Origin of the sequence: Bacillus sp. FF-1 (assembly GCF_028548245.1) — a bacterium.
Classification (GTDB): domain Bacteria; phylum Bacillota; class Bacilli; order Bacillales; family Bacillaceae_G; genus Bacillus_A; species Bacillus_A paranthracis.
This window is the reverse complement of the sequence record NZ_JAQQGG010000002.1, coordinates 246,949-269,078: the sequence shown is the minus strand read 5'-3', so window position 1 is coordinate 269,078 and position 22,130 is coordinate 246,949. Positions and strand designations below refer to the sequence as shown.

Here is a 22,130-nt window from a genome sequence, read left to right as displayed (position 1 = left end):
AAGAATCGTTTTCTAATTTTATATACCCAACAACATATGGTAAAAAACTGAAATAACTAAGAGATTATTATTTAATAGCATCGATTACAACTTCAGCCGCCTCTTTAATTAGTTGATTATCATAGGTAGCCTCTTTCTCATCTTTACTAGATAAAATTGCGATGATAATAGGTGATCTATTTGGTGGCCAAACGATAGCAATATCATTTCTTGTCCCGTAACTTCCTGCACCTGATTTATCTCCAACTACCCAGTCAGTTGGTACACCTGCACGAATAAGTTTGTCTCCTGTCGCATTTCCTTTCATCCACTCTGTAAGTATCTTACGTTTTTCAGCAGGAAGTGCATTTCCGACCGTAAAAGCTTTAAGATTCGTAGCAATTGCTTTTGCTGTACTAGTATCACGAATGTCTCCTGGAATAGCCTCGTTTAACTCTGTTTCAAAGCGATCAGACATAGTAACCCGATCCCCCATCTTTCTAAGCGCTTTTTCATATCCTTTCGGTCCGCCTATTTTATGAAATAAAATGTTCCCTGCAGTATTATCACTATAACGAACAGCAGCCTCCGCAATTTCTCCTAGTGTCATTCCAGTATCTACATGTTTCTCTGTAACAGGTGAATAATCCACTAAGTCTTCTTTCGTATAAGTAATAACTTCATCTAATTTCTTAGTAGAGTTCTGTTGCAGTAATACCCCTGCCGCTAAAGCCTTGTAAGTTGATGCAAAGGCAAACCTTTCGTTAGGTCGATAAGCGATTGTTTGATTTGTACCAGTATCAATCGCATATACACCTAATCGAGCATCAAATTTTTTCTCAAGTTGAGAGAACTCTTTATGCGTCGCCTGATTTTTATGTTTCACTTTTCCAGTCTTTTCTTTCGCTTCAACTTGCAATGGTCCTCCTGTAAAAGCTTCTAGGCTTGTAAGACTTAAACCTAATATACCAACGCATATTCCTATTTTTAGCAGCATCTTGTTTTTCAAAATCATCATTCCTTTCAAATTCTTAACACTTTTTTTACTTACATATAATAGACAATCACCAAAATAAATTTGTTCCATAATCTAAAAAAATTTTATAACTAATATCGGTGTTATTAACAAAATAAAGAGTAGCAACTATGATCGACGCTACCCCTTATTTCACACCTCATCTTTTTACTTATAAATGCTTTATATAAAATAGGGTCTCTTCCCCTGAGAAAAGTACACAAATTTTACTAATTTTGATTAGGACTATCTGTACTAGCACCCTCACCATGTATACGTTGCTGTTTTAAATCAAAATATGCATCTAAAACTTCCTTTCCAATTATAGAATTAATTCCACTTTTATCATTATGAAGCCACGGAACTACTACTGAGAATGCTACTTCTGGATTATCATATGGAGCATATCCAACTAACGTTAAGTTGTAACATTCCATACGTTCTCCTTTTGCATTTCTACCAATTGGATCATCTCCACCATACACAGTTTGGGCTGTCCCTGTCTTTCCTGCTGGTTTATATGGAGCATTTTTGAAATGCTTTACGCCAGTTCCATCCCCTTCTTGGAATACCCATCTAAACCCTTCTTTTATTCGATCAATATATTCTGTCTTCATATCAATCCGATTTAATACGACAGGCTCTATAGAGCGAATAACTTTACCAACCTCTTCTTTAATTGATTGTTCTCGTATTTCTTGTACAATTTGAGGTTGCATTCTATAACCACCATTCGCAATCGTTGAAATATATTGAGCTAATTGCAACGGCGTATACGTATCATACTGACCGATGGAAAAGTCTAGTAAAAATCCAGGTTGACTATCTACTTTTCTCGTTTGTCCAATTATTTCATTCGGTAAATCGATACCTGTTGGGACGCCTAAACCAAATTGCTTGAAATAATAGCGCATCGTATCAAATGCTCCTTGTTTAATATCCAATGAGCCATTTGGTACGTAATTAACTCCCGCAATTTTTAAAGCTGTCTGGAACATGTATACATTCGAAGATACTTGTAAAGCTCGTAAATCATTAATATTACCAAATCCAGATACATTCCACGATTTCTTAGCTTGTGTACCTTTAAATTTCATCGGTGCATCATAAAATTGATCTCCTGGATGTATTGCTCCTGTCTCATATCCAGTTAATAAAGTAGCACCTTTTACAGCAGAGCCTAGCTCATACGAAGTTGTCATATTGCCTAATGCCAAATCCTCAATCTCTAGTACTCCTTCTTTTTCTACAATCTTTTTGCCTGCCATAGATAAAATCTGTCCGTTATTTGGATTCGTCATGACGACAAAAGCTCGATCGAGTAGCGGCTCTGAACTCTTAAAAGCTCTCAAGTTTTTCTCTATACTTTCTTCCACTTTCTTTTGTAATTCCATATCAATCGTTAATGTTAAACTTTTACCACTTTTTCCTTTAGCGATTACTTCTGTATTCATAATGTTTCCTGATTTATCAGTAATGTTTTTCACTTCTTCTTTTGTGCCATGTAATACATCTTCATATCGTTGTTCAATATAACTTTTTCCGACACGGTCATTACGGTTATATCCGCGTACCAAATAAGAATCTAAGTTTTCTTTCGGCAGACCTTCTTCACTACTCGTAATATTACCTAATACGGAACGAAACAAATTACCATTTACATAATTACGTTCCCAATCAACCGTTGCATCTACTCCTGGAAAATCCGCAAGATTTTCACTTATCCGCGCATACTCCTCATCTGTTACATCTTTTTTAATAATTTGTGGTGTTAGTTGATAACCTGAACTCATTTTACTTTTAATAGCTAACACCTTTAAATCTTGTTCTGTTAACTCACCCAATTCTACTTCTGTAACGCGACTTCGTCTTAAATCTTCTATTTTTTTATCTAACTCTTTTCCCTCTATTCCCTCTTCTTTAAACTTTTCTATATCTTTTTTAGCAATCTTTGTATCCGCACGTTTCGTATTCAACTGCATCCAAAAATCTTTTTTGTCGATATCAGTTAATTTATTAATATCTTGTTCAGACATTTCAAGTACTTTCGCCAAGTCTTTTGCTGTTTTTAAAATATCGTCACTCGTAATCCCCTTCACCCTGGTATACGTAATTGTACGAAGAGACTTATTATTAACGACCGTTTTCCCTTCTCGATCTAAAATCTGTCCACGCGGAACTGGAATGCTAGTTGTTGCATTTTGACTGTTTTCCACTTGATTCTTATAAGCCTCTCCCTCAACGATTTGTACTTTTCCTAGCTGCATAATAATAGCTGAGAATAGTAAAAATATGCAAAGGAACATGATATTTAATCGAATAGATATATATGTCTTCTGCTTCTTTCCTTTTTGTTCTTTCATAAATCCTCCATATAATTCTTCTGGAACTTCTCACTAATACTTAAACGTTCCCTATATATTACAAACCATTATTCGGTTATAAATAATGTCTTATCTTTTTTTCTAAATCCTTGTAAGTATCAATTTCTTTTGGTATAGCCGCGTAATTGATAAATCTCCCTTCCTTTTTTTTCTCTAGTTTTTTGTCGCTTGCAATGTGACTCATACTATATTTACACATAGGCTGGCTAGTAACTTTTCATACTGATTATTCCTTTCTTCATGCTGTAGTACTTAATAGACAATCTAAATAATAAAGTTGTTCCACATTTACAAAAAAAATAATTAACTATAAGATGAAGTAGGCTACAAAAGGGAGGATTTTATGTTACATACAAAAATAAAAAAATGGGGATTTTTTGCGGTTCTTTCTATTGTAGGTTTGATTTTACTAATTTTATTTAAAATCAACTTCATTTCAGTTACTATCGCAACTTCTTCAGCCGAAAGAGGAAAAATCTTTGATCAAAATGGTGTAATACTAGCTACAAATAAGAAAGTTAAGTCTCTATATTGTACTTCTAATGATGAAAAGTTATCGAAACAAGATACATCAAATACATTAGCTTTTTTCGATCAATTTTCAAGTAAGTTTCAACATGATATTTCTTCAGAGAGCATAAAATCTCAATTACAACAATCTTGTAAAAAACAGACTATGCATGATATACCGTTATACTCTGATATAGCTGAGAATGAACTTGCATTCATAAACAAAAACAAACCGAATAATGTAATAATTAAAGATGAATGGATTCGATATTATCCTAAACATGAAATTGGTTCACAGGTAATTGGGTATGTAGAAAATAACCTTAATTCAAAGCATATGCCAGTTGGAAAAAGTGGGATTGAGTTGCAATATGAAGATGATTTAAAAGGAAAACCGGGTAAAACTCTTATTTTTAAAATGAATAACAAAGAGTTCTTATGGAACATTCAAAAAGTACAAAAAGGTAAGGATATCAGGCTAGCTTTAGATTCTAAATTGCAACAAAAATCAGAGGAAGCATTACGATCGCAAATTAAGAAATTACCTGATGCTAAAGCTGGTTATGCTGTAGTGAGTGATGCAAAAACTGGCGCAATTTTAACTATGGCCAACTCAGCAGTTTTTGATCCAAATATATTACATACTCATGTATCAACTAAAATAGATAACTTAAAATCACTTTCGCAAAATAAAGCAATTCAAAAATTAAAGTATGGTGAATCTTATGTAAATATGGCCTCTACTATAAAGCCACTTACTATTTTAATTGGATTAAACGAAAAACTTTTTCAACCTGAAGATACGTATTTAGATAACGGTACTTTTGAGTATGATAATCAAAATAACATTACAAATGCACCCGGAACACCAACAGGTGAGATTACACCGAGGCAGGCTATCATTAATTCATCTAACACATTTATGACAGCAAAAGTAGCTCTTCCATTATTTAACCAACATAATGGCAATATAGAAAAAGTGGCACATATATGGACAGATTATTTAATACAATTCGGCCTACGTTCTAAAACCGGGATTGATTTACCCTTTGAAGAAGACGGTCAGTATGAATTCCATCCTTCTAATAAGTTTGAAAATGGAATCTCCGCTTTATTAAATGCCTCGTGGGGCGGAAATGAAGTGCATACTCCTCTTCAACTCGCTCAATATGCAGCAACTTTAGCAAGTAAAGGTGATAAATATAAACCACAAATGGCAAGTGCTATTATTGGTCAAGATGGTAAAGAAACAAAAAAGTTTAAACCAATTTTAGAAAGTTCAAATCGTTACCCAATGAACTTTTGGAGTGTCGTACAAGGTGGAATGAGTCAAAATATAGAGGAGATTAAAAAGTTGCCCTTTGACGTCGCTGGTAAAACAGGTATTACAGGTTTTCCGAATGAGCAAGCAAGAATGATCAATCATTCTCTATTCATTGCATATGCTCCTACCGAAGATCCACAGATTGCCGTTTCTGTCGTTATTCCTGGAAGTAATTCAGAAAAAAACATTGCTGCTCTCGTTACATCAGAAATTTTAGAGTCCTGGAATACTCTTCAAAAAGAGAATAAAAACAAAAAGGAAGGTTCATTAAAGTGAACCTTCCTTTTTTACCAAATAGAATCTATATTTATTATTTTCCATTCACCTTCATTATTCTTTTCAAACATAAATGAGTATTTAATGTCAGTTAAAACATACTCTTTTTGTACATATCCAGTATTACCGTTAATTGTCGATATTTTTATATATTCATCCTTCTGCGCTTTTTCTGGAATCCAAGCTTTTACCATTTCATTAGATACTTCATATAAAACTTGTGATTCTCGCTTTGGTTCAGCTAAAATTTTCGTTTTATTTCCAGTAACAGTTGCATATATAAAATGAGGTTGCTTTGGTTGGTTACTTTCTGTCAATCCACTTGGTACTTTATATACATGTTTTGTATCATTTGCAAATTCTCCCCCCATTGTAAGTGCGACTTGCAACTCATGAAAAATATCTTCATCAAACTTCAATTCATCCTTCTTATAACTCTTCCCTTTAAATTGAACTTCATCTTTTAACGCTTTATACAATTCATTTTTATTTTTTACATTTGTACTTTGATATAACTCATTCATGAATTGTTTTAATGTTGGATCTTGAGCAGACTCATCTTTTGTTTTAGGCTTAATTTGTGTACTACTTTGTACCGGTGATTTATTATTATCAAGCCAAGGTTGTTGAACAATAAAAAATAAAAATGTACAAGCTAAAACCACAACAATTGGCAATGCTTTTTTACGAAATCTTCTTGTTTGTTTTAGAGAGCCTCCCTCATTACTTTCATATATAGATTGCTTTATTTTATAAATATATTCTTCTTCGTTTTTACGGTGTTCCATTGGGCCTTTTTTTAATTTTCTATACCAGTCAGGATTTTGTTTATTGTTCATCACTACTACCCTCCCCTATTAATTTTGAAACCTTACTTCTTGCTCTACTTAATCTAGATTTTACAGTTCCAATGGATACTCCTAGTGTTTCAGCCATTTCTTCATAAGATAGTTCATATTTTGCGTCCAATATTATTATTTCACGGTGCTTTTTAGGTAGTTTTAATACAACTTTCCACACATCATTCATTTCTTCTTGCTTAAAAAACTCTTGTTCTGCCGACACAGTTTGCTTGTCGTCACTAAAAAATCCTACTAAAGATATTCTTTTAAAATAAGATGATTTCAAATAGTTTATTGCCGTATTTCTTGTGATTTTTAATATCCACGTTTTAATAGATGACTCCTTTCGAAATGAATTCCAATTTTTAAATACCTTTATAAATACATCTTGCGTAATATCATCTGATAAGTGTGGATCTTTCGTAATAATAAATGAATAATTCCATACATCTTGCCAATAGTCTTTTATAACATCGTCCAGCTCATCATGATTACACTTTTCAATAAACGTCTGTTCCATTTCCACACCTCAAACTTATTTGAATAAACGTAAAACTACCCTCACTTTTATTATGGTTTCAATATATAGACAAGATACAAGTTTCATTTGTTCCATTGATTATTTTTTTCAATAGTAGAAATCTTAAATAATCACCAATATATTCTCTTAAATGACAAGTTCCATAATATCACATTTAAAACGATAGAATTTGATTTAAACAATGAATATAATGAGGCATTAACTCCCTAGAACTACAACAAAATAGAAAAAGCATTCTCAATTAGGAAGAATGCTTTTTCGAAACTTAATTCTTCATTTTTTTCTCAATTTATACATTTGAGTTAAGCAAACAATGAATGTAGTAAAAGAATTTACTTTATAATTAAGTATTATTTCTGAAAAACATGTTTTACTTTTTCACCTGGAACGTTACTTCCTCCTCTTCCTTTTACATCTTCAATCATCATGGTAACAATCATGTCTGGCGCATTTGCATCGAAAGCTGCGAACCATCCAAGTTCTTTTCCGTCTGCTTCTTTCGACTCTTTCAGTTCTGCTGTACCGGTTTTACCAGCAAGCGTTACACCATCAACCTTTGCAATTCTCCCTGCGCCATCAGGTTCATTAATGACTTTGATTAATGCACTCTTTAATATCTCTTGACTCTTTTTAGAAACCACATTTTCTTTCCAATTCCCCGCTACTTTTTCTTCTTTTAAAAGATGGGGTGACGGAATATTCCCTTCATTCACAATCGGTGCATATGTTAATGCTAAATGAAGTGGTGTCATTAATACTTGTCCTTGTCCGTATCCCGTGTCTGCTAGTTGAATATCATTTTTTATCCCATCCCTTGCAATAATTGAAATAGGAAATTCATATTCAATTGGTAACTTTTCATGAAAACCATATTTCTTCAGTTCATTTACATACTGAGTTTTTCCTATTTTCAAAGCTTGTTGAGCAAAATAAATATTATCAGAGTACTTCATTGCCTTGTCAAAATCAATTGGATTTGTATCCTTCACACGTGTTACATAATAATTTCCCCAAGATGAATCTTTTGTCCAATTCAATCCTTGAATATTAAATTCTTCCTTAGGATTTATTACGTTTGTTTCCAAACCAATTGCACCTGTAATCGTTTTAAATACGGAACCTGGTACAAATGCTTGTGTGAAGCGATTCATCATTGGTAGTTTCGCGTCGTTAGTCCACGCTTCTCTTTGGGCTTTTGAGGTTCCTCTAACTATTATATTTGGATTATAAGCAGGGCTACTTACAAGTGCGATTGTTTCACCCGTTTTAGGATTGATTGCTGCACTAGATCCTGCTTCATTTCTCATCTCATTAAAGATTTTTTCTTGAATTGCAGCATCAATTGTTAACGTAACATTTTCCCCTGTCTTCGCTTCTTTTTTTGCTACGTTTTTCATCTCTTTCCCATTCTCATCTTCTATAAATACGCGTCCACCCTTTTCACCACGTAATTTTTTCTCCAGTACTTTTTCTAGACCTGTCTTACCTATGAAATCATCAGCTTGATAACCTCTTTTTTGAAGCGATTTTAACTCCTCTGCATTCACCTTTCCTATATATCCTGTTAAGTGTGCCGCTGCTTCTCCTAATGGATACGTCCGAATATTGACTGGGCGAGATGAAACTCCTTCTAATTCAATATAATCATTCTGTCTAGTTCCTTCTTTTAAAATGCCTATTGGTACAAAGGAATTTGGTTTTATCCATTTCGCTGTAAGCTTCTGATCGACCTCTTCTATAGACATGTCCAGTAACTTTGCTACTATTTCTTTTGTTTGCGCCGCCGTTTCGCCTAGTTTCTCTGGAATAATTCCAACCTCAGTCGCTTTACCATTCGTTGCTAGACCTTTCCCATTTCGATCGTATATTTCCCCGCGTTTTCCTTGTTCTGTTTGCATACGTACTTTATAATCTTTTTTCATACCTGGAAAAATGAAATCTGGTGTCCAATCTATTTTCCAAGATTCCTTTTCTTTCACGAGTTTTGCTTCATGGATAAATGAAGCTGGTCCTCCATCCGTATCCATCTTAACTTCAAAAAGAAAAAGTTCTTTATTTTTCATATTCTCTCCTTTCGTTTTAACTTTTAAATTCTTAACGCCAATACCTTCATAAATTTTTTGGTATTTCTCTGTGAATTCCTTTTTAGAAATTGTTTTTTGAGCATGTTCTGATAAATCATCATACATATTTGCAAATTTTCTATCATTCCATAAATTTATATATTCTTCAAATGCTTGTTTTGGCGATTCGTTTTTATTACATCCTACCAACATCACTGCAAAACAAATGAAAAGCAGCATCCATAATTTTTTCAATTCAATCTTCTCCCTTAGTTAAAAATGTTTTTTCTTTCTTTATATATAAAATGAAAAATGTTTTAACGCTTAATTGACAATGTAAGTAATGAAATTGTTCCATATCTACACTAAAAATTTAATTTATGGTTAAGTTGGATTAGAAGAGAGAAGTTTTTAAGCTCATACAAGCAGTAGAAGCGGATATAATTAATGAACTTTATTATGAGTATTGTTTTAAAAATTTCATTTAAAATATCTCTTAGTTCGGGTTCTCCAATTCTACTTTTTTTGTATATATTTGATAAAAAAAGAACCCTTATACTAAGGGTTCTGCAACAGAAAATATCAAAAATATAAACAATAAAAGAATTACTTAAAGTATAATTTATAGGCACCCTATATACTTCTTTTCGTTTCAAAAAACCCCTGCGCTGTTTGCGACAAGGGTTTAGCTCATTCTAAAGCTTATTTAGAAGAGTCATGTACAGGCAAACTATTAAAAATCAATTCAGCAACTTTTACATACCCTTTTGAATTTGGATGAATGAAATCTGTAGACCAAAGCGTATTGTCATTAACTAACGGATGACTCCAAAAGTCAACATGATGAAGCTTATACTCTCTACTCAGTGAACGTATAACATCATTTGCCTCTAATAATTGTTCTTTTATTACTCGTTTTTTTTCAGAAGCAAGAGGAAGCCTTACTGTAAAATCTGGAAGATTTGCTATCATAATATCGGCACCTGTTTTACTTAATTTATCTATCATAAATTCCATATCGTTCTTATATGTTTGAAGGTTCCAACGTCCTTTTAATACATCGTTTGCACCCGCAATTAGACTAACCAAATCTGGTTTAAAAGCTAATGCTTTTTCCAATTGCTGTGAGCGAATTTCTTTCGTTACTAACCCGCGCTTTGCAAAATTGGCATATTCTATATCGTTTACACACAGTTGAACAAAATGATCTACCCAACTTTTTAATGTAATTCCCTCAATTTCATCCCCTATCCCCTCTGTAAAACTATCACCAATCGCTACAAATCGCTTCCACATATGTATTCCCCCTTTATTATGAACCATATTTATACTATACAATAGCTCACAACGTAATTGTTATTTCTAAATGGTTTTCGATTTCAATTAAATTCCATAGGAGATTTTTAAAATAGAAAAGGATAAATAGATAAAAATATTTCACATGAACAAAACATGAAAACCTACTTACTATACTCATACCAAATATAAAGTGAAACTTTAATCAATCGAGGTTGCATTCCTTCCCAACTGATTATTAGCCCTTACCTATCAGGATATCCATTAATGTGGGATAAACTTTTCATAATCAAAACTATTAATTTTTTACTACAAAAAACTACATCCTATATCGGACGTAGTTTTCCTAACAGATCTATCTAGGTTTTACTTCTTTGTTATAAAAATCATATAATAATTTAATAGATGAACTAGATAATATAGACATTGCCTTCTCAACTAATTCTCTATCCCAATCAAACCAACGCATTTCCATTAGCATATTTATTTCAGCATCAGTGAATCGTTTCTTTATTTCCTTAGCAGGATTTCCACCGACTATTGTATATGGCGGAACATTTTTACTTACAACAGATCCTGCTGCAACGATTGCACCTTCACCGATTGTAACGCCAGGCATAATAATAGCATTCATTCCAATCCAGGCATCACTTTTTATAATTGTATCGCCCTTCGGTTCATATGAATGTTCAATTTTCTCAACGAATGGATATACTGTAATCCATTCTGAGTGATGATTGTGATTACCACCCATTAAAATGACTACTCCGCTGGCAATACAAACATAATTCCCAATAATGAGTTTATCAAGATGCCATCCCATCTGTTCAATTGGATTGAAAAGTGCTCGGGACTTAGCATCCCCCCACAAATACCTTACACAGCCATCTTCAAAATTTTGATGATCATAATAACCTGAATAATAGGAGTACTCTCCTACTTCAATGAGTGGATTTGTTACTATATCTTTTATATACTTTGTTTCCGACCAATGATTAAATAATGGATGCTTCATAACTTTATTCCTCGCTTCTAAGTAGTGTAGATTTCTGCAATTTACTTAGAAGCTTACTACGACTGCTACATTTTTTAGCTTTTTCAAACGACGAATCATTATATTCAAGCCTTTCTTTTATAATAAAAAAATCATAACGTGATAAATTACATAAGTCAAATTGTAAAATTATGTACTAAACCTTAAAGTGTGAGTTGAAATTTCAACATTAAAACAATCGAGTTTTCAAATAAAAAATCCCAATTATATATAATAAAGATATTTTAGCTATACAACTAACTTATTTCTTATATTAGCCTTAACTCCCTCGATATAGTTTTATTATTTATCAATTTGTCTGATAAATCAATAAATGTTAATATAATTATAGAAGATATTATCATCCATTAGATTTCACAGCTAGTTTTTCATAAAAACGATTTCTGAATCCTTAAGTAAATAGGAGGTTTAGAGGATGAAACTTTTAAGGCAAGCAACAATTATTGGTGCATTGACTGTTGGAGGATTTTTATTTTCGAATACAATTGCTACACTCCCACCTGCGTCTGCTGAATCGCAACCTACACAAAAAGAATCACGATTTTTAGATACTTGGCGGTGGCAAAACTATTTTTTATTACATCATAATGCAGACTTTATAGAAGAGTTAGCAGTTGGTGACTTAAAGCATGGAGATACATTCGATGTTACTATATATACTGGTGGTAAGGATACCGGTATTGTAAAAATATATCAATTGAGTGGAAATGAAAATGATGAAATAAACTTGCATAGATATAAAACCATTTATGACTCGGGTTTAAAACATAATTATGGTAGATTTGTAACGCCTATTACTAAGGCTTATAATCCGGGAACATATGTAGCCGTTATGAAACTTGGAGAAAATTATTATTATGGAGGCAGCTTTAAAATCTCAAAATAATTTATGTTTATCTCACCAGCAACTAAATATTGGATACTATTTTCTTAAACAAAAACCATTTTAAAATCTCCTCTACCTTATATAAGATTGAGGAGATTTTGGTTGTTTGCCCTTTTTAAAATTAGAAAAAATCCTTACTTTCTTTATAAATTATCATTTTTACTCAATAACTGTTTCCACTTCTTTAAGTTCTACCATTCAATATGCAATATTGCATATTCCACATGTTCGATTTATAAATATGCGATAATTATTTTATATAAATATCGAAGGGATAATGCTATATGTCTTTCTTCTCTTGGTCTCCTCTTATTTTCTTAGTAGTTGTTTCAATCATCATTTCTATTAAAAAACTTAAGAAACAATAATGTATTATTTGGAGGTGTAATAATGTCATTTGCAGCGTGGTGTGCAATTTTCATGACTTTAATAGGGGCAATATCCGGAGCAATTTTTGGTACAATCTCCTCTAGAAATTAAAGCAAAAATGAAATACTTACGTAAAAACGAATTTCTAATAAAACTCTATACAAAAAAGTAGCCTATAAAATTTTATAGGCTACTTTTCATTTCATCATTATTACTTAGCTAATTCTTTCGTACCCTTCATTACATCAACGAAGAATCCCCAGTTATTCACAACAGAAGAAATACTAATATGTTCATCTGGAGTGTGAACATTGAATATATCTGGACCGAATGAAATTGCATCTAATTCAGGCATCTTTTGAACGAATACACTGCATTCAATCCCTGCATGTACAGCGAAGATTTCAACATCTTTATTGTATTTTTCTTGATGCACTTTTTCAAATAAATTACGAATTTGTGAATTCGGATTGTATGGCCATTCTGGATACTCTGACTCGATTTCAAATGTTGCACCAACTAATTCGGCAATACATTTAATCTCATCTGCAATATGTTGTTTTAAACTATTTACAGAACTTCTCACTTCGTTACGTAATTTAATTTCATCTTGCAACGTTTCAATAACACCTAAATTTGTTGAGCTTTCTACTAGACCTTTAATATCCATGCTCATACTTTGAATGCCGTTCGGAATTAAGAATAATGATGAAATAAGTTGCTTTTGTGTTTCTTTAGCAAATACTTTTTCTACTTTCTCATCTAATTTTGTAAGTGTAACATGAACATCTGGATCAACAGCACGCATTTCTTCTTGTAATACTCGTGTCCATGATTCTAGTTTTTCTTCTACTTTCTCTACATCTTCTGTACGTAATACGATTGTAGCTATACTTTCACGCGGAATTGCATTCGTTTTTAATCCACCGTGAACTTCACTTATATCAAATTGAATATTTACTGATAAATCATGTAATACTCGTCCTAATACTTTGTTCGCATTACCGCGTTGTTTATCAATTTCCATACCAGAATGTCCGCCTTTTAGACCACCGACATATAGACGGTATGCATCCATATTCGCTGGTGCTTCATCCCAAATTACTGGAATCGTTTCAACAGCTTTTGCACCACCTGCGCTACTTACAAGCAATTTATGATCTTCTTCAGAATCAATATTAATAAAAATCTTTCCTTCAAAATGATTTGAATCAACAGCGAAAGCTCCGCCCATTGTCGTTTCTTCTTCAGTAGTAATAACTACTTCTAGTGCTGGATGCGGAATATCTTTTGAATCTAATAAAGCTAATGCATATGCAACTGCAATACCATTATCAGCTCCTAAAGTCGTTTGATTTGCATATAACATGTCCCCGATAATTCTTAATTTAATTGGATCTTTTTCAAAATCATGTACGGTTGCTTGATTTTTTTCACATACCATATCCATATGCCCTTGAATGATAATAGCTGGTACATTTTCATAACCAGCAGTTGCTTCTTTTTTAATAATGACATTTAATGCTTCATCTTGAATCACTTCTAAATTACGCTCTTTCGCAAAGCCAACTAAAAAATCACTAATTTCCTTTTCATTACCTGATCCTCTAGGAATCTTTGAAATTTCTGCAAAATGATAAAATACAGGGTGCTTTGTTAATTGTTCTAAAGTAGAATACATTTTTAAGCTCCTCTCAAAATAACAAAATAATATGTAAGTCTTTTATCATTATACCATGATTCATAATTTTACTTTTCTTTTAACTTTTAATTTGATGTTCATTTTATGTACAACACTATTACAACATTGTAAGGATGTTGTAATCTATATCGATTTTTCTCATTTCACAATAATCATATACTGTGTAAAGAAACAAATTGAAGGAGATAAAGAAAATGAAACAGTTTGTAGCAATTATTACACTATGTTTATTATTTTCTAGTTTTACTATTGGCTGTGAGAGAGCATCACTAAATCGAATTGGTAAAGATGTATATTACGTGCAGATTAAAGGCGAAGGAGATACCGAAAAAGTAGAAGATAGAAACTTACGAAACTATACGTTGCCCGCATATGATGAAGATGGCGTCAAAAAACAAATTACATTTAGAAGTACGAAAAAAGAAAACGACCAAAAGCTAAAAGAAGACGCGTTTTTACGCCTTTATGTAGATCAAGATGATAATAATAAAAAGGAAATATCATCAATTGAAGTAAAGTCCTATGAAGAGATCCAGAAAGCAGATTTACCTGAAAAAGTAAAAGATAAGTTTACTATTAAATAAAATAAAAAACAAAAGAAAATGCTCTATGCATTTTCTTTTGTTTTTGTCACTCGTATATATTTTGAACTGCTATTATTCATCAGTTTCTCTAACCGATTTATATTTTCCGTTAACGCACCTTTCACAAGAGAGAAATCTGTATTTGGTTCTTCTTTTTTTTCTTTAAAAAACGAAGACTTTTGTACATTTACTTCAGCCATCTCTTCTCCCCCTCTTCAAAAATATACAACCTTCTATTTATATTATATCGCAAATGTAAACAGCATGTACAAGTATCATTTTCTTTTTAATTCATCTTCTAATTCTTCTACTTGCTGTAATGTATCTCCTTTTATTAACGAGAAATCTGTTGTATCTTCAACTCCTACCTGGCATTCTCTCTTTTTCATTTTTGTTAATTATCATAAAATTACCAATATTAATCTACTATTTAATAATAATATTTGATATTATAAAAAAGTAGATTTTATTGTAATTATAATCTAATATATTTTTGATTAAAATAATTTTTCACACATAATGGATTTAAAAACAACACAGTCTATTTACACTATTATACGTCTAGATACAACAGAAAAGAATGAGGTTATTTCTAACAATGGATTCTTTGTTATTGAATCAACAAACACCCAATGGCTATTAACTCGAAATATAATAAATGATTCCTTTGATATAACCTATTTAACCAAAAATCTTTTCGAAAATGAAATAGCAAAACTAATAAAACATTAATCCTTTAAGACGGGAGTATATTTATATTGAATAAACAACAGCATTCTAGCAAAAAAAAGGAAGGTTTTTTCGAAAATAGGATATTACCTATCATCACTGTTCTTTCAGGTGTCATTCTACTAGTGTACAAAGGGTTAGAATTTATTTCAAAGTATGTATTAATTTTAATCTTATTTACACTAATTATTGCTTCGTTATACTTATTGTTTATGAAAGAAATAGTTGGTGCTGTTATTGGATTCATTTTTGCAGCCCTTGGGTATTATATGTATAAAGTCATTTTTAAACAAAAAAAGAAATAACGCATAAACAAATCATAAAGAGGTAATGTAAAAGAGAATGTTTTTACGCATTCTCTTTTACATTACCCTCTTTTATATACTTATATGGAATTGCCTCTACAAATTTTTCTAATCGATCTACATTTTGAGTCAATGCACCTTTCACAAGAGAGAAATCTGTATTTAGTTCTTCTTTTTTTTCTTTAAAAAACGAAGATTTTTGTACATTTAATTCAGCCATCTCTTCTCCCCTTTTTCAAAAGGATACAACCTTTTATTTATATTATATAGCAAATGCAGACAGCTTGTACATGTATCATTTTCTTTTCAATTCTTCTTCTAACTCTTCTACTTGCTGCATCGTATCCCCTTTAATTAACGAGAAATCCGTTGTATCTTCATTGTCTTCTTTAAAAAAATCATTGTCACTATTTTTTATCACTACAATCACCTCTACGTGCTAGTGTAGGAATGATTGTCCGATTTTATACAGGTTTGTCTAAATTCGATTTACCTTTATGTATAAGTAAAAAGGACAGAAAAAATTCCTGTCCTTATTTACTAAAATAACTATGATGTATTGTTAAATTATATACATTTTCAAAATCTCGATCTTGCAGGTTATTTTTCTTTCCATCAATAACAATGAAAACATCACTCACTATTTTTGCTGGTATAATTCCGACATTTTCTACTTGTACTGCTCTCTGCTCATTCAATTGCTCAATGTACTCTAACGGAATCATAGTACTAAATTGAGAACGGATACCACGAAAGTTTGTATTTAATTCCTTTGCCGCTTCAAATACAACAATTTTTGCTCCAATCTTTTCCCCATACGAATCTAAAAATGCGTTTAAGCTTTTTGTGTATTCTTCCTCCGTATGCCATTCCATCGTACCGAACACTGCTGGATTGACATTTTGAATGATTGTTGTGTATATTTCTCCCCTTGCTTTAGAAGCAATTAATGACCGTTTTATCGATTGAACCGTCTTGCCGATATCGCTAAATTTCGCTCCCCATATTTCTGAAATATTAGGTGTTAAAATAAATGCAATATCAACGAAAATAACCATTGCAGTGAACATTAAAAGATTTTTCCAGAGGGTTAAATCAATTCCTTTTATCATGAAATACACGGTGACTGATATTATAAACAACCCATACCAAGTCTTTCTAATACGTTGCTTCTTCTCCTCGTACAACTCTTCGTTTTTCCAATAAAAGAAAACAAGTACTAGAAAAACGATTGCTAAAATAAATAAGCCGATTCGAATGTTAGAGATCACCAATGACATCACCCTCCATTCAAAAACTACTCACGATATCATTACATGCACAAGCAACTCTCTTTATGACAAAAGACGTGGACAAGCTTCTAAATTTAGTTACATCGCATATACATTAGAAGGTACCACGTCTTTTATCTTGAATCTACATTGTATATGTAGACAAGCATGTGTTTCAAATTTTCATGTTAAAAAGAAATATGTTTCGGAATTTCCCCTTCAGGTACTTCTCCATCCATACTTAAGTAATAATGACGAATTGGACGTAAATCATCGTCTAATTCATACACGAGTGGTATGCTCGTTGGAATATTTAATGAAACGACACCATCGCTTGAAAGATTATCTAAATATTTTACTAGCGAGCGAATTGTGTTACCATGTGATGAAATGATTACTTTGTTACCATTCTTTAATTTCGGCGCAATTTCTGAATGCCAATAAGCAAGTACTCTTTTCTCCGTATCCACTAAACATTCTGTCAATGGAAACTCACCTTTTTTCAGTGCTTTATATCTTGGATCATTCATTTCATACCTGGGATCATCCTCAGTAAGAGCAGGTGGTCTTACATCAATACTTCTTCTCCAAATATGAACTTGCTCCTCACCATATTTTTGCGCGGTTTCATCTTTATTCAAACCTTGCAATGCACCATAATGTCTTTCATTTAGCTTCCAACATTTATGTACTGGCACCCAGGTAAGATCCATCTCATGAAGTACAATCCATAACGTCCGAATTGCTCGTTTTAATACAGATGTATAAGCTACATCAAAAGTATATCCGTTTTTCTTTAATATCGCTCCTGCTTCTCTCGCTTCACTTAATCCTTTCTCTGATAAATCTACATCTGTCCATCCAGTAAAGCGATTTTCAAGATTCCATAAACTCTGTCCGTGACGAATAAGTACAAGTTTTATCATAATAATTCCCCTTTCGGAAATGTGAATTTTATTGTTCCATTGCGTACACGTATAAAGTATCTAGTAATGTATCTTTTTATCCATTCACTCTATGACCAAATCATAGTTGCCAAATGTATGGATAAAATTTGTTCTTTTTCAAACTATAAAAACAGATATATTTCTTTTTATTTTTGATCGATTGCAACTTCCCTTTTCGATATCCAAGCATCAAAACCTGATCGGCTATGTGCCATTTCATTCATAACTTGATGCCAATTTTCTTCACACGATTCACCAAATTTTGAAAAAATAGCACCCATTTGTTGTCTTTGTACATCGCTCAGTTTTTTCTCTAAATCGGCACCTTGTTCTGTTAAAGATAACTGTTTCACACGGCGATCATGTATAGCTTCATTACTCTCAATTAAGCCCTTTTCCACAAGTTGTCGTAATGGTCCGTGTAGAGCCTGTTTACTTATTTCTAACAGTGATAATAACTCATTTACGCTTATACCTGGAAAGCGTGCGATAAAAAATAAAATTCGGTGATGTACTCGTTGTATGCCATACTCTTTTATAATTTCATCTGGCTTTTCAGTAAATGTTTTATATGCAAAGTAAAATAAGGCTAATGCTTCATTCATCTGTTCTTCTTTATGTTGTGTCATCTACTTTCCCCCTGTATGTAAATTATACCACATTCTCGTAATGAATTTTTAAATCCATACTCTACGTTTATTACAAGACAGCAAAACAATGAGGAGATGATTCACTTGAAAACGCAATATACTGTTAGTACTTATTTATTAGACCGACTAAGCGAATTAGGAATTGAACATATTTTTGGTGTCCCTGGTGATTATAATTTGGCTTTTTTAGATGATGTAATAGCACATGAAAATGTAGAGTGGATTGGCAATTGTAATGAATTAAATGCGGCATATGCAGCAGATGGGTACGCTCGCATAAAAGGAATCGGAGCTCTTATTACCACCTTTGGCGTTGGAGAATTAAGCGCCATAAACGGCATTGCCGGCTCATATGCCGAAAACGTACCAGTTATAAAAATCACGGGCACACCAACAACAAAAGTAATGGAAAATGGAGCACTCGTTCATCATACGTTAGGTGATGGAAAGTTCGATCATTTTTCCAAAATGTATCGAGAAATCACTGTTGCACAAACAAATTTGACCCCTGAACATGCTGCTGAGGAAATTGACCGTGTGTTACGTGCATGTTGGAATGAAAAACGCCCTGTTCATATTAATTTGCCGATTGATGTGTATAATAAACCAATTAATAAACCTACAGAACCAATTTTACATAAACCGATTTTAAGTAATAAAGAAACACTGGATAAAATGCTTCTACATACCATTTCAAAAATAAATAGCGCAAAGAAACCTATTATTTTAGCTGATTTTGAAGTGGATCGTTTTCATGCTAAAGAATATTTATATCAATTTGTAGAAAAAACAGGGTTTCCTATTGCAACGTTAAGTATGGGAAAAGGAATATTTCCAGAAAAACACCCTCAATTTATAGGGATTTATACTGGTGATGTAAGTTCTCCATACTTGCGTAAACGAATTGATGAATCTGATTGTATTATTAGTATTGGTGTGAAGTTAACTGATACTATTACAGGTGGCTTCACACAAGGTTTTACGAAAGAACAAGTTATTGAAATTCATCCCTACACTGTGAAAATTACAGATAAAAAATATGGGCCAGTTGTAATGAAAGATGTTTTACAACAGTTAAGTGATGTAATTGAACATCGAAATGAAGAAACGCTTGATATTAAGCCATTTATTTCAGAATCAATATTAATTACTGAAAAGTTTAATCCAAAGCTACAAATGGTTACACAAAAACGCTTTTGGCAGCAAATGTACCATTTCTTACAAGAAAACGACGTCTTACTTGCAGAGCAAGGAACACCTTTCTTTGGTAGTGCCGCTATCCCTTTACCAAACGACACTACATATGTAGCGCAACCATTATGGGGATCGATCGGCTATACGTTACCTGCTCTACTTGGTACACAGCTCGCTAATTTATCGCGGCGCAACATTTTAATTATTGGTGATGGTTCTTTTCAATTAACTGTCCAAGAATTATCAACTATACTACGTCAAAATTTAAACCCAATTATATTTTTAATTAACAACAATGGTTATACTGTTGAACGTGCAATTCATGGTCAAAACGAACCGTATAATGACATACAAATGTGGGATTACACAAAACTAGCGAACGTATTCGGAACAGAAGAAAAAAGCCTAACATGTAAAGTGGAAAATGAAATAGAGTTACAAGAAGTCTTAACTAAAATAAGTAATGATAAGGATCAACTTACCTTTGTTGAAGTTGTAATGAGCCAAGGGGATCAGCCTGAACTGCTAGCTAAACTTGGGAAAAGATTCGGCCAACAAAATTCTTAATATAAAAAGCATAACCTAATTATATAAAAGGAAAAGGATGGAAAGTTCCACCCTTTTCCTTTTATATATACTATTTTAAGAACCTTCTTCGACTAACGTCTCGTGTGACAAGTCAAAATTCTTAATCAACCTTTAACTTTATAGCTTTTGTAGCAATAAATGTTTTAATATGCTTATCTAATATCCTTGTTCCACCAAAATCATCCTCATAAAAAGGCATTACAAACCTGTTGACAGTTGGAATACCTTTATTAATGTTATTTAATTTCTCAAGCTCTTAACCGAACCCATTAAACAAATAAGCTACAATTTTTCTTTTTTATTCAGCAAGTGTTAACTGCCAAGATACACCATACTTATCATTTAACCAACCAAATCTTTTGCTAAACGGATAGGCACCTAAAGGCATAAGTACTGCTCCATCCTCCGCTAGTTTATTAAAAGCTGTTTCAATTTCTTCTTCCGTATCACAAGTTACATAAAGAGACATAGCTGGCGTAAATGTAAAATTATGATTTACATAACTATCTATGCACATGAACTCTTGCCCGTGTAATGTAAACGTTGCATGAATGACAGTACCCTCTTTACCAGGTCCGTTTTCATCGTAACGAGAGATACTTACAATTTCTGATTGATCAAATAGCGACGTGTAAAAATTCATCGCTTCCTCAGCTTTTCCTTCAAACATTAAAAACGTAGTAATTTTTTGATTTGTGTTACTCATTTAGAGACAACCCCTTGTTATGTATTTATGCAAAATATACATCGGTTAACAAAAACGAACATACATTCTCGTTATTATATTGTCTATAAAAACGATGAGTTTGTCAATTATCTACATTCTTATTTCTTCTTAAATAATGCTGTCCAAAGAAATGATTCTCCAAACATAGTATTTGGTTGTTCAATCTGTTCCATCTTTCTAATTTCAATCACTTCAAATCCTTTAAATATCTCTCTTAGTTTTTCTTCCGAATAAGCAAGACCTCCTTGTAAACTCCATCCTCTATATACGTCCCAATCTGTTATTTCTGATCCATTTCGCTCATCTAAATCACCTGCCGCGAAACACGTTAATCCGAAATAACCACCTGATTTCAATGCGTTTTTAATTAAATCCACATAATTGACTCTTCTATGTGGTGGAATATGATGCAAACAGCCCGAATCGTATACAAAATCAAATTCATTTTGAACCTCTAAATTGAAAATTGAATCACAAATAAATTCAATTTCTACTCCTTTTGCTAACGCCCTCTCTTTCGCCCAGCTAATGCCTTCTATAGATAAATCTACTGCTGTTACATCAAACCCTTCATTTGCTAGATAAATTGCGTTTCTACCCGGACCACATCCAAGTTCCAGTACTTTTCCTTTTGAAACCCGCTTTTTTTGTATATACGAAACTAGATTCTCATCTGGAACATTTTCAAAAAACGGAACATCTTTTTCTCTATTCGCATAAAATTCATTCCAAAATGGTTCTGCTGGTCTTAATAATGAATCCAGCATTTTAATAATATCTTCTTGCGTGTGCAACGTTTCATTTTTCATTTGCACCCCTCCAATTTTAATATTCAGAAAATTATTATATATCTTTTAGAACTTTAAGACAAAGAAAAACTCCTACATTCAATAG

Annotated in this window: 21 protein-coding genes; 5 read left to right on the top strand and 16 right to left on the bottom strand. The window is 32.5% G+C overall.

Going from position 1 to position 22,130, the window contains the following annotated elements; all coding sequences use genetic code 11:
• Window positions 1-67: 67 nt before the first annotated feature.
• Window positions 68-994 (bottom strand): class A beta-lactamase Bla1, encoded by a 927-nt coding sequence (gene bla / locus PQF83_RS06755; RefSeq protein ID WP_033671989.1) that lies wholly within the window; start codon window positions 992-994, stop codon window positions 68-70.
• Window positions 995-1,224: 230 nt separating this feature from the next.
• Window positions 1,225-3,357 carry a peptidoglycan D,D-transpeptidase FtsI family protein gene (locus PQF83_RS06750; RefSeq protein ID WP_000662968.1) on the bottom strand — a complete coding sequence of 711 codons (2,133 nt, stop codon included), beginning with the start codon at window positions 3,355-3,357 and terminating at the stop codon, window positions 1,225-1,227.
• A gap of 364 nt (window positions 3,358-3,721) precedes the next feature.
• Between PQF83_RS06750 and PQF83_RS06745 the strand changes: the two genes are divergently transcribed.
• Window positions 3,722-5,488, top strand: coding sequence for a peptidoglycan D,D-transpeptidase FtsI family protein (locus tag PQF83_RS06745; protein WP_000903322.1), 1,767 nt, complete (start codon window positions 3,722-3,724; stop codon window positions 5,486-5,488).
• A gap of 11 nt (window positions 5,489-5,499) precedes the next feature.
• Here the strand turns inward: PQF83_RS06745 and PQF83_RS06740 are convergent, their stop codons facing one another.
• The 5 genes from PQF83_RS06740 to PQF83_RS06720 form a co-directional block, all read right to left on the bottom strand.
• Window positions 5,500-6,327 (bottom strand): hypothetical protein, encoded by an 828-nt coding sequence (locus PQF83_RS06740; protein ID WP_001060776.1) that lies wholly within the window; start codon window positions 6,325-6,327, stop codon window positions 5,500-5,502.
• Window positions 6,317-6,850, bottom strand: a complete 534-nt coding sequence (locus PQF83_RS06735; protein ID WP_000438320.1) for an RNA polymerase sigma factor — start codon at window positions 6,848-6,850, stop codon at window positions 6,317-6,319. Before PQF83_RS06735 ends, PQF83_RS06740 begins: the two co-directional genes overlap by 11 nt.
• A gap of 371 nt (window positions 6,851-7,221) precedes the next feature.
• Complete coding sequence (locus PQF83_RS06730; protein ID WP_000737753.1) at window positions 7,222-9,189, bottom strand: penicillin-binding transpeptidase domain-containing protein; 1,968 nt, start codon at window positions 9,187-9,189, stop codon at window positions 7,222-7,224.
• A 447-nt stretch (window positions 9,190-9,636) separates the two neighbouring features.
• Window positions 9,637-10,257 carry an SGNH/GDSL hydrolase family protein gene (locus PQF83_RS06725; RefSeq protein WP_001997501.1) on the bottom strand — a complete coding sequence of 207 codons (621 nt, stop codon included), beginning with the start codon at window positions 10,255-10,257 and terminating at the stop codon, window positions 9,637-9,639.
• A gap of 328 nt (window positions 10,258-10,585) precedes the next feature.
• Window positions 10,586-11,245 (bottom strand): CatB-related O-acetyltransferase, encoded by a 660-nt coding sequence (locus tag PQF83_RS06720; protein WP_000682535.1) that lies wholly within the window; start codon window positions 11,243-11,245, stop codon window positions 10,586-10,588.
• Window positions 11,246-11,699: 454 nt separating this feature from the next.
• Here PQF83_RS06720 and PQF83_RS06715 point away from each other — a divergent pair, with 454 nt between their 5' ends.
• Window positions 11,700-12,170: a DUF5065 family protein gene (locus PQF83_RS06715; protein WP_000771836.1), complete on the top strand. Its 471-nt coding sequence runs from the start codon at window positions 11,700-11,702 to the stop codon at window positions 12,168-12,170.
• A 580-nt stretch (window positions 12,171-12,750) separates the two neighbouring features.
• On the opposite strand, the gene pepD is transcribed toward PQF83_RS06715, so the two are convergent.
• Window positions 12,751-14,220 (bottom strand): beta-Ala-His dipeptidase, encoded by a 1,470-nt coding sequence (gene pepD, locus PQF83_RS06710; protein WP_000287532.1) that lies wholly within the window; start codon window positions 14,218-14,220, stop codon window positions 12,751-12,753.
• A gap of 215 nt (window positions 14,221-14,435) precedes the next feature.
• Between pepD and PQF83_RS06705 the strand changes: the two genes are divergently transcribed.
• Window positions 14,436-14,825, top strand: coding sequence for a YxeA family protein (locus PQF83_RS06705; protein ID WP_000808872.1), 390 nt, complete (start codon window positions 14,436-14,438; stop codon window positions 14,823-14,825).
• 23 nt (window positions 14,826-14,848) lie between these two features.
• On the opposite strand, the gene spoIISB (PQF83_RS06700) is transcribed toward PQF83_RS06705, so the two are convergent.
• On the bottom strand, window positions 14,849-15,025 hold the full coding sequence (gene spoIISB / locus PQF83_RS06700; protein WP_000852621.1) for a stage II sporulation protein SB: 177 nt from the start codon (window positions 15,023-15,025) through the stop codon (window positions 14,849-14,851).
• A gap of 558 nt (window positions 15,026-15,583) precedes the next feature.
• On the opposite strand from spoIISB (PQF83_RS06700), the gene PQF83_RS06695 reads away from it, so the two are divergent.
• Complete coding sequence (locus PQF83_RS06695) at window positions 15,584-15,859, top strand: hypothetical protein (protein WP_001041552.1); 276 nt, start codon at window positions 15,584-15,586, stop codon at window positions 15,857-15,859.
• 43 nt (window positions 15,860-15,902) lie between these two features.
• Here the strand turns inward: PQF83_RS06695 and spoIISB (PQF83_RS06690) are convergent, their stop codons facing one another.
• The 5 genes from spoIISB (PQF83_RS06690) to PQF83_RS06670 form a co-directional block, all read right to left on the bottom strand.
• On the bottom strand, window positions 15,903-16,079 hold the full coding sequence (spoIISB, locus tag PQF83_RS06690) for a stage II sporulation protein SB (protein WP_000819051.1): 177 nt from the start codon (window positions 16,077-16,079) through the stop codon (window positions 15,903-15,905).
• A 75-nt stretch (window positions 16,080-16,154) separates the two neighbouring features.
• On the bottom strand, window positions 16,155-16,280 hold the full coding sequence (locus tag PQF83_RS06685) for a hypothetical protein (RefSeq protein WP_000594783.1): 126 nt from the start codon (window positions 16,278-16,280) through the stop codon (window positions 16,155-16,157).
• 112 nt (window positions 16,281-16,392) lie between these two features.
• Window positions 16,393-17,130 (bottom strand): type II toxin-antitoxin system SpoIISA family toxin, encoded by a 738-nt coding sequence (locus tag PQF83_RS06680; protein ID WP_001997496.1) that lies wholly within the window; start codon window positions 17,128-17,130, stop codon window positions 16,393-16,395.
• Window positions 17,131-17,318: 188 nt separating this feature from the next.
• Complete coding sequence (gene gpmA / locus PQF83_RS06675) at window positions 17,319-18,056, bottom strand: 2,3-diphosphoglycerate-dependent phosphoglycerate mutase (protein ID WP_000594124.1); 738 nt, start codon at window positions 18,054-18,056, stop codon at window positions 17,319-17,321.
• A gap of 167 nt (window positions 18,057-18,223) precedes the next feature.
• Window positions 18,224-18,706: a MarR family winged helix-turn-helix transcriptional regulator gene (locus PQF83_RS06670; protein WP_000191884.1), complete on the bottom strand. Its 483-nt coding sequence runs from the start codon at window positions 18,704-18,706 to the stop codon at window positions 18,224-18,226.
• A gap of 96 nt (window positions 18,707-18,802) precedes the next feature.
• On the opposite strand from PQF83_RS06670, the gene PQF83_RS06665 reads away from it, so the two are divergent.
• Complete coding sequence (locus PQF83_RS06665; RefSeq protein ID WP_033670814.1) at window positions 18,803-20,488, top strand: alpha-keto acid decarboxylase family protein; 1,686 nt, start codon at window positions 18,803-18,805, stop codon at window positions 20,486-20,488.
• 319 nt (window positions 20,489-20,807) lie between these two features.
• On the opposite strand, the gene PQF83_RS06655 is transcribed toward PQF83_RS06665, so the two are convergent.
• Window positions 20,808-21,215, bottom strand: a complete 408-nt coding sequence (locus PQF83_RS06655) for a VOC family protein (protein WP_000072485.1) — start codon at window positions 21,213-21,215, stop codon at window positions 20,808-20,810.
• A gap of 119 nt (window positions 21,216-21,334) precedes the next feature.
• Entirely contained in the window at window positions 21,335-22,045 is a 711-nt protein-coding gene (locus PQF83_RS06650) for a class I SAM-dependent methyltransferase (RefSeq protein WP_000787480.1), read from the bottom strand.
• Window positions 22,046-22,130: the final 85 nt, after the last annotated feature.

Bases quoted from the DNA above. Each gene is read 5' to 3' on its own strand.
- PQF83_RS06655 (WP_000072485.1), bottom strand. From the start codon at position 21,215: ATGAGTAACACAAATCAAAAAATTACTACGTTTTTAATGTTTGAAGGA.
- PQF83_RS06740 (WP_001060776.1), bottom strand. From the start codon at position 6,327: ATGAACAATAAACAAAATCCTGACTGGTATAGAAAATTAAAAAAAGGC.
- PQF83_RS06745 (WP_000903322.1), top strand. From the start codon at position 3,722: ATGTTACATACAAAAATAAAAAAATGGGGATTTTTTGCGGTTCTTTCT.
- PQF83_RS06720 (WP_000682535.1), bottom strand. From the start codon at position 11,245: ATGAAGCATCCATTATTTAATCATTGGTCGGAAACAAAGTATATAAAA.
- PQF83_RS06750 (WP_000662968.1), bottom strand. From the start codon at position 3,357: ATGAAAGAACAAAAAGGAAAGAAGCAGAAGACATATATATCTATTCGA.
- PQF83_RS06725 (WP_001997501.1), bottom strand. From the start codon at position 10,257: ATGGTTCATAATAAAGGGGGAATACATATGTGGAAGCGATTTGTAGCG.
- pepD (WP_000287532.1), bottom strand. From the start codon at position 14,220: ATGTATTCTACTTTAGAACAATTAACAAAGCACCCTGTATTTTATCAT.
- PQF83_RS06670 (WP_000191884.1), bottom strand. From the start codon at position 18,706: ATGACACAACATAAAGAAGAACAGATGAATGAAGCATTAGCCTTATTT.
- PQF83_RS06705 (WP_000808872.1), top strand. From the start codon at position 14,436: ATGAAACAGTTTGTAGCAATTATTACACTATGTTTATTATTTTCTAGT.
- spoIISB (WP_000852621.1), bottom strand. From the start codon at position 15,025: ATGGCTGAAGTAAATGTACAAAAGTCTTCGTTTTTTAAAGAAAAAAAA.
- PQF83_RS06715 (WP_000771836.1), top strand. From the start codon at position 11,700: ATGAAACTTTTAAGGCAAGCAACAATTATTGGTGCATTGACTGTTGGA.
- PQF83_RS06665 (WP_033670814.1), top strand. From the start codon at position 18,803: ATGATTCACTTGAAAACGCAATATACTGTTAGTACTTATTTATTAGAC.
- bla (WP_033671989.1), bottom strand. From the start codon at position 994: ATGATTTTGAAAAACAAGATGCTGCTAAAAATAGGAATATGCGTTGGT.
- spoIISB (WP_000819051.1), bottom strand. From the start codon at position 16,079: ATGGCTGAATTAAATGTACAAAAATCTTCGTTTTTTAAAGAAAAAAAA.
- PQF83_RS06650 (WP_000787480.1), bottom strand. From the start codon at position 22,045: ATGAAAAATGAAACGTTGCACACGCAAGAAGATATTATTAAAATGCTG.
- PQF83_RS06735 (WP_000438320.1), bottom strand. From the start codon at position 6,850: ATGGAACAGACGTTTATTGAAAAGTGTAATCATGATGAGCTGGACGAT.
- gpmA (WP_000594124.1), bottom strand. From the start codon at position 18,056: ATGATAAAACTTGTACTTATTCGTCACGGACAGAGTTTATGGAATCTT.